We start from the raw sequence: 11,961 nt of genomic DNA on the forward strand, positions 1-11,961 counted from the left end.
GGACTGCGCACAGCCTGCGCCCTGCGTTTACTTACAGAAAGCCCTGCTATCCTGATTCACTTTCAAGCAATCATTGACAATCGCATGGACCGTCTTGGCGATATTGCCCTGTTCTTGCGCGTGCTCGACCTGGGCTCGATCACCGCAGGCGCGCGTAGCCTGGATCTGTCGGTGGCGGTGGCCAGCCAGCGTCTCAAGCGCCTGGAACGCGAATTGGGCGTGCGCCTGCTGCACCGGACCACGCGCCGCCTGCATCCCACTGCCGAAGGGCAGCGGCTGGCCGAACGTGGCCGCGTGCTGGTGGAAGATCTGGACGCGCTGGCCGAGGATCTGCGCGAAAGCGCGCACGACGTGGGTGGCGTGCTGCGCATGACCATGTCCGCCTCATTCGGGCGGCAATACGTGTCGCCGCTGCTGCCGGAATTCCAGGCCCGCCATCCGCGCCTGCGCATCAGCGCGCACCTGAGCGACGACCTGGTGGACCTGGTCAAACAGGGCTTCGATCTGGCGATCCGGATCGGACCGCTGGAAGACTCCGGGCTGGTGGCCCGGCGCATTGCCGACAACCGCCGTACCCTGGCGGCCTCGCCCGCCTATCTGCAGCGTCACGGCACACCGCGCACGCCGGACGAACTTGCACAGCACGCCGGCGTGTTGCTGATGGGCCGTGACGGCCGCCAGGACGTGTGGACATTGCAAACGCCCGACGGTGGGCTGGTGCGCGTGCGCATGCAGAGCCGCTTCGAAAGCAACTTCGGCGAGCTGGTGCGCGACGCCGTGGTCGCCGGCCAGGGCATCGCGGTGCATTCGTACTGGCACATCGCCGACGAATTGCGCAGCGGCCGCCTGGTCGAAGTGATGCGCGACTACCCCCCGCCCACCTCGCACATCAGCGCAGTGACGCCGGCGCGCCAGCTGCAACCGCCGCGCGTGCGTGCGTTCGTGGATTTCCTGCTGGAGCGGCTGGGCGAGCAGCCGCCTTGGGACCTGGCGACATAACGCCGCCGCGCGCATGGGACCGGCCGGCACCGGCGGTTGCCGTGCGGAAGGCGCTGCAGCGAAACGCGCCTGCCGCGACTGCGAGCAGGTGTAGGGCGCCGTTTGCGGCATGCCAGTCACCATCGGAAACGGCGGCATCGATGCATGGTCGCTGCGTCTCACGCGCCCCGACTGCGCGACTGGCTGGCGGCCCGAACGCGCAGCCTTCGGTCGCATGAGGTGACTGGCGAGCTGCTGCATCGTGCTATCGGCATGACCGTGCACGACCACAAGCTGAGGCCGGCAGCGTGCGCAACCGCCGAGGCAATCGCTCCCGCAGATCAACGCCCGCCGCGCAGCAGGCGTTTGTGCAGGCTACGCCGCTGCGCATCGCTCAATAGATGTCCATGCGTCCGCAACAGCCCCAGGATCTGCAGATGCGCCTGTGCGGTGCGCCGCGCCAATTCGGTGGCGGCAGCGGCTTGGAGCCGCTTCCACTCTGCCGGGCTGGTCGGCGTTGGAAAGCTGGAACGTTTTGCGGGCATGGCAGCAAGTGAATGCGAGAGACCTCGCCATGATACGGCCGGCCTGTGATCGCCCTATCAGGGCCGACGCAGTTCACGCGCAGGCGGCCACGACTGCTGCCGCGCTGTCCATCGGGCGCAAGCCCACCGCCCGCGCGATGGACCTTGCCGCCCACACCACCTGCACTCTTGTACGATCGGTGCCCTCGCGGCCGGGCCGCATCGCATCGTCGACGGGTTTTCGCATGTCTTCGCTGACCGAATTGAGCACGATCTTGCTGCGTCATGCGCCTGGCGACGGCATGCATCCCACGCAGATCGCCCGATTGCAGATCATGCGTAGCGCAGCGCCGACAGTGGCCATGCCCACTGTCTATACACCCATGCTGTGTCTGGTGGCGCAAGGCCGCAAGCAGGCAATGCTGGGCGCGCAGGCGTACGTCTATCACCCGCAGATGTACCTGGTGGCGTCGGTGGATCTGCCCATCGTCGGCTCGGTGATCCAAGCCAGCAGCGCGCAACCATACCTATGTTTCTGCCTGGACCTGGACACCGCGGTGCTCAGCGAGCTGGCGATCAATCATCCGGAGCTGGTGGACACGCAGCGCGATGCGGCATCGGCCGGGCTGCTACTCAATCGCAGCACGCCGCAGTTGCAGGACGCAGCGTTACGGCTGGCGCGTCTGCTCGATCGACCGCATGAAATTGCCGCGCTCGCCCCCCTGATCGTGCGCGAACTGTTGTACCGCCTGATGGCCGACCCGGCCAATGCGGCAGTGCGCCAGATGGCCATCGCCGACAGCCGGCTCAACCAGATTTCCAGGGCCATCGTGTGGTTGCGCGAGCACTATGCGCAGCGCTTCAGCATCGAGCAGATCGCCGATCTCTCGGCGATGAGCCGCTCCACCTTCCATGCGCATTTCAAGGCGGTGACCACGATGACGCCACTGGAATACCGCTCGCAGCTGCGCGTGCACGAAGCGCGCCGCCTGATGGTCGCCGAGGCGCTGACCGCTGCCGACGCCGGCTTCCGGGTTGGCTATGAGAGCGCATCGCAGTTCAGTCGCGACTACGCACGCATCCTCGGCATCTCGCCCGCGCGCGATGCGCAACGGCTGCGTGCCAACGCGCAGGACGCCACCGAAGCGGCGTGAGGTCTGCCGGGCGCAGCGCGGGCCGCGCAGCAGCCCCGGCAATCCGCCGCAGCGTCCACTCACGCCGAGACGGCATCATCACCGCGCCAGCATCGGCATCACCGCTGTCTACTCAGCCGCATATTGCGCCTCGCTCACCTGCTCCAGCCAGGTGACGGGCGTGCCGTCCTGCGATTCGGCAATGGCGATATGCGTCATCGCCACGTTGGCATTGGCACCGTGCCAATGCTTGACGCCGGGCGGAATCCACACGATATCGCCCGGGCGGATCTGCTGCGCCGGCTTGCCCCACTCCTGCACGCGCCCGGCGCCGGCGGTCACGATCAGCGTCTGGCCCAGCGGATGGGTATGCCATGCGGTGCGCGCGCCCGGCTCGAAGGTGACGGTGGCGCCGCCGACGCGTGCCGGTGCTTCGGCCTGGAACGGTGCGTCGATGCGCACCTTGCCGGCGAAATACTCGGCCGACCCCACTGCCGACGGCGCCCCACCCGCCTTGCTCACCCTGATCGGTCTCGCGGCCTCATCAGGAACCACGGCGGCCATCATCGACAACGACATTGCAGTCGCGAACAGATTCATTGCAGTGCTCCTTGATTCGAGTGTTCGAACTGTAGCGCGCTTGCCCGAGGCCACTAACCGGCTAACCGCGCATGCTCCTAGAAACACGGCGCATCAATCCGCAGCGCCGCGGAGTGCCTGCTGCTGCATTGAAGCCATCACGCACATTCGCGCATGATGCAGCCGCATGAATGGCATGCCTGACGCGGGCATTGGTGGCAATGGCACGGGAAAATCTCAATGACCTGCAGGTGTTCGTCACGGTAGCGCGCGAAGGCAGCTTCACCCGTGCCGCCGCGCAACTGGGCCTCTCGCAGTCGGCACTCAGCCACACCGTGCGCGCACTGGAGACGCGGCTGGGCATTCGCCTGTTGACCCGCACCACGCGCAGCGTGGCGATGACCGAAGCCGGGGCACGCCTGTTCGAAACCGTGGCACCGCGCCTGGAAGAGATCGACGCGCAGTTGTCCGCGCTCACCGACTTCCGCGATAAGCCGGCCGGCACCATCCGCATCACCACCGCCGGCCATGCCGCCGATGCCTACATCTGGCCGGCATTGTCGAAGGTGCTGCCAGACTACCCGGACCTCAAGGTCGAACTGACCGTCGACTACGGCCTGGCCGACATCGTTGCAGAACGCTACGACATCGGCATCCGGCTCGGCGATCAGGTCGCCAAGGACATGATCGCGGTACCGATCAGCCCGATGCAGCGCATGGCTGTGGTGGCAGTGCCGGGGTATTTCGTGCACCACACCATCCCGGCAGTACCGGCCGATCTGGCGCAGCACAATTGCATCGGTCTACGCCTGCCCACCCACGGCGGTTTGCTGCCGTGGGATTTCGACAAGGACGGGCGCGAAGTGAAGGTGCGCGTGGATGGGCAAAGGACCTTCAATGGCAGCAGCGCCATCCTGCGCGCTGCACTGGCAGGCGGCGGCCTGGCCTTTCTGCCGGAGACCATGGTGCTGGAGCACGTGGCCGCCGGCCGGCTGCGCCGCGTGCTGGAAGACTGGTGCGAGCCGTTTGCAGGCTATTACGCCTACTACCCCAGCCGCCGCCAATCCTCCAGCGCACTAAAGGTCGTGATCGATGCATTGCGGCACGATCTGGTGCGTTGACCACGCTCGTACAGAGCCTGCCCGGGCGCGATGACGCGTGCGGCAGGCATGACCGCTGACGTTATTTGCCGATGAGTTTCTGCCGCTCCGGGCTGTAACGCGCACCGACAATCGCCACCGCATCCAGCGCCTGCTGGAGACGCGCAAGATCCTCGTCGCTCAAGGTCAAGCCCTCACTAGAAACCACTCGGCACTTCGCGCCTGCCTTGCGTTGTCGGAGCCGTCGGGTTCGCACGATACGCCCGCAGGAACAATGCCACCGCGCCGCTGACATACGCATCCAGCTGCACCGATTGCGCCTCTGGCGCATCGCCGCGCGCGGCAGCGGTGGCCGGCCGCCCGGTCATCAATCCGAAAAAATGCACCGATGCATCGGGCAGGTTCTCGATCACCAATGCGCCGCGTTGCACCTCGCGCGCCAACAGCGTGCGCATCATGGTGTCGTAGCGCTCGAAGCACAGCGTCCACATTTCCTCGCGCACCTGGCCAGGCAGCAGTGGCGGGCGTACCAGGCCATACGCGGCATCATCCCGCATGCTGCTGGCAGACACGCGCAGCACTGCATCGGCTACCGCAGTCAGGCGTTGCTCCAGCGGCCCCTGCAGCTCCAGCAAGGCCGTCCAGCGATTGGGCGAGGCCTGCGCCAGCGCTTCCAGGGTGGTGCGGAACAGCACCTCCTTGGACGCGAAATGCGCATATACCGTGGCCTTGGACACCATCGCGCGCTCGGCGATGGTGTCCATGCTGGTCCTGTCGAAGCCGTGCTGCTGAAACAGCACGCGTGCCGCCGCCAGGATGGCGCCACGCTTGTCGTGCGGCGCACGCCTGGGCGCAACCGACGGTGCGTCGTCATCCACGCGGCGGCTCCGCTACCGGGGCCGCGGCGGCAGTGGGCGCAGCGGTTTGCAGCCAGCCCCCGCCCATGGCCTTGTAGAACGTCACCAGGTTGGTGAAGCGCGACAGCTGGGTGTTGATCAAGGTCTGCTGCGCGCTGTACAGCGAACGCTGCGCATCCAGCGCCTGCAGATAGCTGTCGATGCCGCGTTCGAAACGCGCCTGCGACAATCGGTAGCTATCGGCAGTGGCATCCACCAGCGCTTGCTGCGCCTGCAGTTGCCTGCCCAGCGTGTCGCGCTGCGCCAACGCGTCGGAGACCTCGCGGAACGCGCTTTGGATCGACTTTTCGTAGCGCGCCACCTCGATATCGCGGTTGGCCTTGGCCATGTCCAGATTGGCGCGATTGCGCCCGGCATTGAAGATCGGCAAGGTCAGCGTGGGCACGAAGCTCCAGGCACGCGTCCCGGCATCGAATAGCCTGGACAGGCTACTGCTGGACGAACCGGTCGATGCGGTCAGGCTGATGCTGGGGAAGAACGCTGCCCGCGCCGCACCGATATTGGCGTTGGCCGCACGCAAGTTGCGCTCGGCTTCCAGAATGTCGGGGCGACGTTGCAGCAACTGCGACGGCAAGCCGGCCGGCACGCTGGCCAACACATTGCCTTCCACGCTCGCGTTGTCGGGCAGTGCATGCGGCAGCAATTCCACCGGCACTTGCGTGCCGACCAGCAGCACCAGGGCATTGCGATCCTGCGCCACCTGCGCGGTGTAGCGCTCCACATCCACGCGTGCGGTTTCCACCGTGGTCTGCGCCTGACGCAAGGTCAGTTGCGAGGCCGCGCCCAGTTCGAAGCTGCGCTGCTGCAGGCGATAACTTTCGCTCTGGCTGGCCAGGGTGGATTGCGCCAGCTGCAGCAACTGCTGGTCGGCCGCCAAGGTCAGATAGGCGGTGGCCACTTCTGCCACCAGGCTGATATGCGTACTGCGGCGTGCCTCGGCGGTGAACAGGAATTGCTGCAACGCCTGTTCTTTCAGGCTGCGCACGCGGCCGAACAGGTCCAGCTCATAGGCACTGACGCCGATGTTGGCGCTGTAGGTGCGGAACACCTGCGGCTGGCCGGGAATGGCAAGCTCCGAGGGCGTGCGCGCATTGTTGGCGGTGCCGGTGCCCTCGATGGCGGGCAGCAGCGCGGCGCGGTCCACCCGATATTGCGCGCGTGCCACCTCGATATTGAGCGCGGCCACGCGCAGGTCGCGGTTATTGTCCAAGGCCAGCGCAATCACCTGCTGCAGCGCCGGGTCGGTGAAGACCTGGCGCCAGCCGATATCGGCAATGTACGCGGCGTCGGCGGCGCTGCCGCTATCGGCAGTGGCAGCCGGAGGGGCTGCCGACACGTCGGTGCCGGCAAATTGCGCTGGCACCGGTGCGTCGGGCCGTGTGTAGCGCGGCATCAGCGTGCAACCGGACAGCACGCTGGCCACGCCAAGCGCGCAGAGTGTCGTGCGAATCGTGGTCATGTCAGTGTCCTGTCGGTTGCGGTGCGGGCGAGGCAGGCTGTGGACGGCGCTGGAACAGGCCGCACACCAGCACGAAGAACAGCGGCACGAAGAAGATCGCCAGCACCGTGCCGGAGAGCATGCCGCCGATCACCGCCGTGCCCAGCGCGTGCTGCGCGCCGGCGCCGGCGCCACTGGTCAACACCAGCGGCACCACGCCGAGGATGAAGGCCAGCGAGGTCATGAGGATCGGCCGCAAGCGCATGCGCGCCGCTTCCAATGCCGCAGCCACCAGGCTCTTGCCGCCCTCGTGCAATTCCCTTGCGAACTCCACGATCAAGATCGCGTTCTTCGATGCTAGGCCAATGGTGGTGAGCAAGCCCACCTGGAAGTACACATCGTTCATTTTCCAGGTCAGCATCGCTGCCAGCAGCGTGCCGAACACGCCCAGCGGCACCACCAGAATCACCGAGAACGGAATCGCCCAGCTTTCGTACAACGCGGCCAGGCACAGGAACACGATCAGGATCGAGACGCTGTACAACAGCCCGGTCTGACCGGACGAGGCTTTTTCCTGCCGCGACAACCCGGTCCACTCGAAACCGATGCCCGGAGGGAGCTTGGCGGCTGCGGCTTCGACGATCTGCATCGCCTCGCCGCTGGAGGCCGCACCCGGCAACGCCATGCCCAGGATCTCCATCGACGGCACGCTGTTGTAGCGCTCCAGGCGCGGCGAGCCGGATTGCCAGCTTGCCGTGGCGAAGGCGTTGAACGGCACCATGGTGCCGGCGCTGTTGCGCACGAACCAATGGTCGATGTCCTGCGGGTTCATGCGGTAAGGCGCATCGGCCTGCAGCATCACCTTCTTGACCCGGCCCTTGTCGATGAAGTCGTTGACGTAGGTGCTGCCCCATGCGCTGGAAAAGGTATCGTTGATGTCGGAGATCGACACGCCCATCGCCTGCGCTTTATGCGGGTCGATTTCCAGCTTGAACTCCGGCGTGTCTTCCTGGCCATTCGGGCGCACCGCCACCAGGCGCTTGTCTTGCGACAGTTCGGCCAGCAATTGATTGCGCGCCTGCATCAGCGCTGCGTGACCCAGGTTGGCGCGGTCCTGCAGCATCAGATCGAAGCCGGTGGCATTGCCCAACTCCGACACCGCAGGCGGCGCGAACGCAAACACCTTGGCATCGCGGATACCGGCAAAAAATGCCCCGGCCCTGGCCGCCACGTCGGTGACGCTCTGGCCCTTGCCGGTGCGCTCGTCCCACGGCCGCAACTTGACGAAGGCAAAGCCCACGTTCTGGCCGCTACCGGCAAAACTGAAACCGGTCACGGCGAAGACACCGGCAACCGAATCCTTCTGGTCGACCAGGAAATGATGCTCCACCTGCTTGAGCACCTCGCTGGTGCGCGCGTTGGTGGCACCGGGCGGCAACTGCACCAGCACGAACAAGGTGCCCTGGTCTTCGTCCGGCAGGAATCCCACCGGCAATTTCATGAACCCGAACACCACCAAGGCCAGCAACGCCGCGTAGGCGAGCATGTAGCGCCAGCCCTTGCCAAGCATGTGCCGTACCACGCCCTGGTAGCCGGTGTTGCCGCGATCGAACAGGCGGTTGAACCAACCGAAGAACCCGGTGGTCGCCAGGCCGTGTCCCTTGTGCACCGGTTTGAGCAAGGTGGCGCACAAGGCCGGGGTCAGGATCATCGCCACCAGCACCGACAAGGTCATCGCCGAGACGATCGTGATCGAGAACTGCCGGTAGATCACGCCGGTGGATCCGCTGAAAAACGCCATTGGGACGAACACCGCCGCCAGCACCAGCGCCACGCCGATCAACGCGCCGGAAATCTGGTCCATCGATTTCCGCGTGGCGTCCTTGGGCGACAACTGCTCCTCGCTCATCACGCGTTCGACGTTTTCCACCACCACGATGGCATCGTCCACCAGCAAACCGATCGCCAGCACCATCGCGAACATGGTCAGGGTATTGATGGTGAAACCGAACGCCGCAAGCACACCGAAGGTGCCCAGCAGCACCACCGGCACCGCAATGGTCGGGATCAGGGTGGCGCGGAAGTTCTGCAGGAACAGGTACATCACCAGGAACACCAGCACCACCGCTTCCACCAGCGTGTGCACCACCTGTTCGATGGAGATGCGCACGAACGGCGTGGTGTCGTACGGCTTTTGCACCTTCATGCCGGGCGGGAAGAACTTTTCCTGCTCTTCCAGGCTCTTGTCGATTGCGCGCACCGTGTCCAGCGCATTGGCGCCGGTCGCCAGCTTGATCGCCAGACCGGCCGCCGGCTTGCCGTTGTAGCGGCCCACCGTGTTGTAGCTTTCGCTGCCCAGCTCGATGCGCGCCACATCGCCCAAGCGCACCTGCGAGCCATCGGACTGCGTGCGCAGCAGGATGTTTTCGAATTGCTCGGCGGTCTTCAGCCGGGTCTGTGCAGTGATGGTGGCGTTGAGCTGCTGGTTGGCCACCGCCGGCAACGCGCCCAACTGGCCGGCGGAAATCTGCGCGTTCTGCGCCTGGATCGCGTTGCGCACATCCACGGGCGTGAGGCTGAAATTGCTCAGCTTGTTGGGGTCCATCCACACCCGCATCGCGTACTGCGAACCGAACAAGGTGGTGTCGCCCACGCCTTCGACGCGGCTGATGGTTTCCTGCACGTTGGCAGCCACGTAATCGGACAGGTCCGAATCGCTCATGCTGCCGTCTTCGGACGTAAAGGCCAGCACGTTGAGGAAGTTGGTGGCCGACTTGGTCACCGTCACGCCCTGCTGCTGCACTTCCTGCGGCAACAACGGCGTGGCCAGCGACAACTTGTTCTGCACCTGCACCTGCGCGGTGTCCGGATCGGTGCCGTTTTCGAAGGTCAGGGTGATGGTCACCGCCCCGCTGGATTCGCTGGTGGACGCCATGTAGCTGAGGTGGTCCAGCCCCTTCATCTTCTGCTCGATGACCTGGGTGACGGTGTCTTCCAGCGTCTGCGCCGAGGCGCCCGGGTAGTTGGCGGCGATGGCGACTGCCGGCGGTGCGATGCTGGGGTATTGTGCGATCGGCAAGGTGGCGATGGACAGGATGCCGGCCAGCATCACGATGATGGCCAACACCCAGGCGAAGATCGGACGATCGATGAAGAAACGTGCCATGACGTGTGATCCCGCCTTAGTTGGCCGCACGCGGTGCGGTCGGGGCGGCAGGACCGGCAACATTGCCGGCGGCGGGTGTGGCCTTGGGCTGCCACGGCACGGTCTTGACCACGATGCCATCGCGTGCGCGCGATGCGCCTTCGACGACCACCTGCTCGCCGGGCTTCAGGCCGCTGCGCACCAACCACTGGTCGCCGACCGCGCGATCGGTTTCCAGCACGCGCAACTGCAGCTTGTGGTCGGCGGCGACGACAAAGGCCGTGGGTTTGCCCGCGCCGTTGCGCGAGACCGCCTGTTGCGGCACCAGCATGCCCTGCTCCTTGACGCCTTCCTGCAGCACCGCGCGCACGTACATGCCTGGCAACAGCTCGGCGTTCGGGTTGGGGAAGACCGCGCGCAGGGTGATCGAGCCGGTGTTCTGGTCGACGGTCACGTCGGAGAACGCCAGGTGCCCCTGCAACGGGTAGGTGCTGCCGTCTTCCAGCAACAGCGACACCTTGGCCGCACCGTCGCCGGCTTGTTCCAGATCGCCGCGCGCCATCGCCTGCCGCAGGCGCAACACCGCACTGCTGGGCTGGGTGACGTCAATGTAGATCGGGTCCAGCTGCTGGATGGTGGTCAGCGCCGTGGCCTGGTTGGCGGTCACCAGGGCACCCGGGGTCACGCTGGAGCGGCCGATGCGTCCGGAGATGGGTGCGTCGAGCCGCGCAAACGCCAGGTTGATGCGCGCGGTTTCCACGCTCGCCTTGCCGGCTGCCACGTCGGCCTTGGCCTGGCCTAGCGCGGCATCGGTGTCGTCGCCTTCCTGCTGGCTGATCGCCTTGATCTGCGCCAGTTCCTTGTAGCGCTCGGCCTTGAGCTGCGCGGTGCGCAGGGTCGCCTCGGCCTTGGCCAGGGACGCCTGCGCGCTGGCATAGCTGGCGCGGTACTGGGCCGGATCGATCTGGTACAGGGTCTGGCCAGCCTTGACGTCGCCGCCTTCGGTGAACTGGCGCGACTGGATGATGCCGCCCACCTGCGGACGAATTTCGGCGATCAGGTACGGAACAGTGCGCCCCGGTAATTCGGTGGTGAGCGTCACCGGTTGCTGCTTGACGGTCAGCACGCCCATTTCCGGAGTGCCTTCCTGCGGCGGCGGACCTCCCGGTGGGCTGCCGCAGGCACTGAGCAGGGCGGTGGCGGCAACGGCAACAGCAACAGCAAGCAACGACAGGCGAAACGAGGCATGAGCACGCACGGGCAGTCTCCGCAGGAGGTGTGATGATTAAATCTAAACGGTACGGTTCGGTATCCTAATAAGCACATCCGTGGCCGTCAAGCATTTCTGCCCAGTCGGTATACTTATGAATTATTGGGAGAACCTGATGCGGGTCAGAACCGAAGAAAAACGCGAGGCCATCGTCCAGGCAGCCAGCGAGGTCTTCCTCGAGCTGGGCTTCGAGGGCGCGTCGATGTCGCAGATCGCCGCCCGCGTAGGCGGCTCCAAGCGCACGCTGTATGGCTACTTTCCGTCAAAGGAAGAGCTGTTCGTGGCCGTTGCCAAGGACATGTCCGACCGCTATTTCGACCCATTGCTGCATGCGCTTTCGCAAAGCAGCGGCCCGGTCGATGAGGCTCTGCAGCGCTTCGGCGAGGATGTGCTGACCTTCCTGTGCGCCCCGCCCAACATCACCAGCTGGCAGACCATCATCGGGGTATCCGGCAGATCGGCGGTCGGCGCACTGTATTTCAGCGCCGGCCAGGAAGAAGGCATACAGCGCTTCGCCGAATACCTGCAGGCACAGGTGGATTGCGGCCTGCTCCATTGCCAAGACACCCTGCTTGCCGCCCACCAGTACGCGGCCTTGCTGGAATCGGAAACCTTGATGCCCTGCCTGTTTGGCGCACTCAAAGACCCCACGCCCGAGTTTCTGCGCGACGCGACGCGACGTGCGGTGCAGACGTTTCTGGCCGCGTATGGCGGCAAGGCAGGCAAGGCGGCGTGACGCCCTTTGCGACTTCACTGCATTGCACTGCGCGACGAGGCGCAGTGCGCGCGTACGGACGCCAGGCCTGCAATCCACTCAGGCGTCTAACTGCCTTGCCGCGCCGCTGGCTTGAGCGCAGCAGCATCATCACCGCATGAC

Annotated in this window: 11 protein-coding genes; 4 read left to right on the top strand and 7 right to left on the bottom strand. The window is 65.5% G+C overall.

The window, feature by feature from the left end:
• Positions 1–84 precede the first annotated feature (84 nt).
• Entirely contained in the window at positions 85–999 is a 915-nt protein-coding gene (locus HLH45_RS18515; RefSeq protein WP_008571887.1) for a LysR family transcriptional regulator, read from the top strand.
• A 320-nt stretch (positions 1,000–1,319) separates the two neighbouring features.
• Here HLH45_RS18515 and HLH45_RS18520 read toward each other — a convergent pair whose 3' ends face one another.
• The gene (locus HLH45_RS18520; protein ID WP_014090619.1) at positions 1,320–1,523 is read right to left on the bottom strand and encodes a hypothetical protein; all 204 of its coding nucleotides are present in this window, start codon (positions 1,521–1,523) and stop codon (positions 1,320–1,322) included.
• Positions 1,524–1,747: 224 nt separating this feature from the next.
• Here HLH45_RS18520 and HLH45_RS18525 point away from each other — a divergent pair, with 224 nt between their 5' ends.
• A complete protein-coding gene (locus tag HLH45_RS18525; protein ID WP_011348053.1) occupies positions 1,748–2,656 on the top strand; it encodes an AraC family transcriptional regulator in 909 nt (302 codons plus the stop codon).
• A gap of 108 nt (positions 2,657–2,764) precedes the next feature.
• Here the strand turns inward: HLH45_RS18525 and HLH45_RS18530 are convergent, their stop codons facing one another.
• Positions 2,765–3,235, bottom strand: coding sequence for a (R)-mandelonitrile lyase (locus HLH45_RS18530; RefSeq protein ID WP_008571889.1), 471 nt, complete (start codon positions 3,233–3,235; stop codon positions 2,765–2,767).
• Positions 3,236–3,435: 200 nt separating this feature from the next.
• Here HLH45_RS18530 and HLH45_RS18535 point away from each other — a divergent pair, with 200 nt between their 5' ends.
• On the top strand, positions 3,436–4,335 hold the full coding sequence (locus HLH45_RS18535; RefSeq protein ID WP_171309851.1) for a LysR family transcriptional regulator: 900 nt from the start codon (positions 3,436–3,438) through the stop codon (positions 4,333–4,335).
• Positions 4,336–4,396: 61 nt separating this feature from the next.
• Here HLH45_RS18535 and HLH45_RS21955 read toward each other — a convergent pair whose 3' ends face one another.
• From HLH45_RS21955 to HLH45_RS18555, 5 genes are read right to left on the bottom strand one after another with little or no spacing between them, the layout of a single operon-like run.
• Positions 4,397–4,522, bottom strand: a complete 126-nt coding sequence (locus HLH45_RS21955) for a hypothetical protein (RefSeq protein WP_267475572.1) — start codon at positions 4,520–4,522, stop codon at positions 4,397–4,399.
• A complete protein-coding gene (locus HLH45_RS18540) occupies positions 4,512–5,192 on the bottom strand; it encodes a TetR/AcrR family transcriptional regulator (RefSeq protein ID WP_008571891.1) in 681 nt (226 codons plus the stop codon). Before HLH45_RS18540 ends, HLH45_RS21955 begins: the two co-directional genes overlap by 11 nt.
• Positions 5,185–6,690 (bottom strand): efflux transporter outer membrane subunit, encoded by a 1,506-nt coding sequence (locus HLH45_RS18545; RefSeq protein WP_008571892.1) that lies wholly within the window; start codon positions 6,688–6,690, stop codon positions 5,185–5,187. Before HLH45_RS18545 ends, HLH45_RS18540 begins: the two co-directional genes overlap by 8 nt.
• Position 6,691: 1 nt before the next feature.
• Positions 6,692–9,835 carry an efflux RND transporter permease subunit gene (locus HLH45_RS18550; RefSeq protein WP_046931895.1) on the bottom strand — a complete coding sequence of 1,048 codons (3,144 nt, stop codon included), beginning with the start codon at positions 9,833–9,835 and terminating at the stop codon, positions 6,692–6,694.
• Positions 9,836–9,851: 16 nt separating this feature from the next.
• Positions 9,852–11,072, bottom strand: a complete 1,221-nt coding sequence (locus HLH45_RS18555) for an efflux RND transporter periplasmic adaptor subunit (RefSeq protein ID WP_033479040.1) — start codon at positions 11,070–11,072, stop codon at positions 9,852–9,854.
• 106 nt (positions 11,073–11,178) lie between these two features.
• On the opposite strand from HLH45_RS18555, the gene HLH45_RS18560 reads away from it, so the two are divergent.
• Positions 11,179–11,820, top strand: coding sequence for a TetR/AcrR family transcriptional regulator (locus HLH45_RS18560; protein WP_008576090.1), 642 nt, complete (start codon positions 11,179–11,181; stop codon positions 11,818–11,820).
• Positions 11,821–11,961 lie beyond the last annotated feature (141 nt).

Origin of the sequence: Xanthomonas euvesicatoria, assembly GCF_013112235.1 — a bacterium.
In the GTDB taxonomy this organism is placed as follows: domain Bacteria; phylum Pseudomonadota; class Gammaproteobacteria; order Xanthomonadales; family Xanthomonadaceae; genus Xanthomonas; species Xanthomonas euvesicatoria.

Bases quoted from the DNA above. Each gene is read 5' to 3' on its own strand.
- HLH45_RS18520 (WP_014090619.1), bottom strand. From the start codon at position 1,523: ATGCCCGCAAAACGTTCCAGCTTTCCAACGCCGACCAGCCCGGCAGAG.
- HLH45_RS18535 (WP_171309851.1), top strand. From the start codon at position 3,436: ATGGCACGGGAAAATCTCAATGACCTGCAGGTGTTCGTCACGGTAGCG.
- HLH45_RS18560 (WP_008576090.1), top strand. From the start codon at position 11,179: ATGAATTATTGGGAGAACCTGATGCGGGTCAGAACCGAAGAAAAACGC.
- HLH45_RS18545 (WP_008571892.1), bottom strand. From the start codon at position 6,690: ATGACCACGATTCGCACGACACTCTGCGCGCTTGGCGTGGCCAGCGTG.
- HLH45_RS18525 (WP_011348053.1), top strand. From the start codon at position 1,748: ATGTCTTCGCTGACCGAATTGAGCACGATCTTGCTGCGTCATGCGCCT.
- HLH45_RS18550 (WP_046931895.1), bottom strand. From the start codon at position 9,835: ATGGCACGTTTCTTCATCGATCGTCCGATCTTCGCCTGGGTGTTGGCC.
- HLH45_RS18515 (WP_008571887.1), top strand. From the start codon at position 85: ATGGACCGTCTTGGCGATATTGCCCTGTTCTTGCGCGTGCTCGACCTG.
- HLH45_RS18530 (WP_008571889.1), bottom strand. From the start codon at position 3,235: ATGAATCTGTTCGCGACTGCAATGTCGTTGTCGATGATGGCCGCCGTG.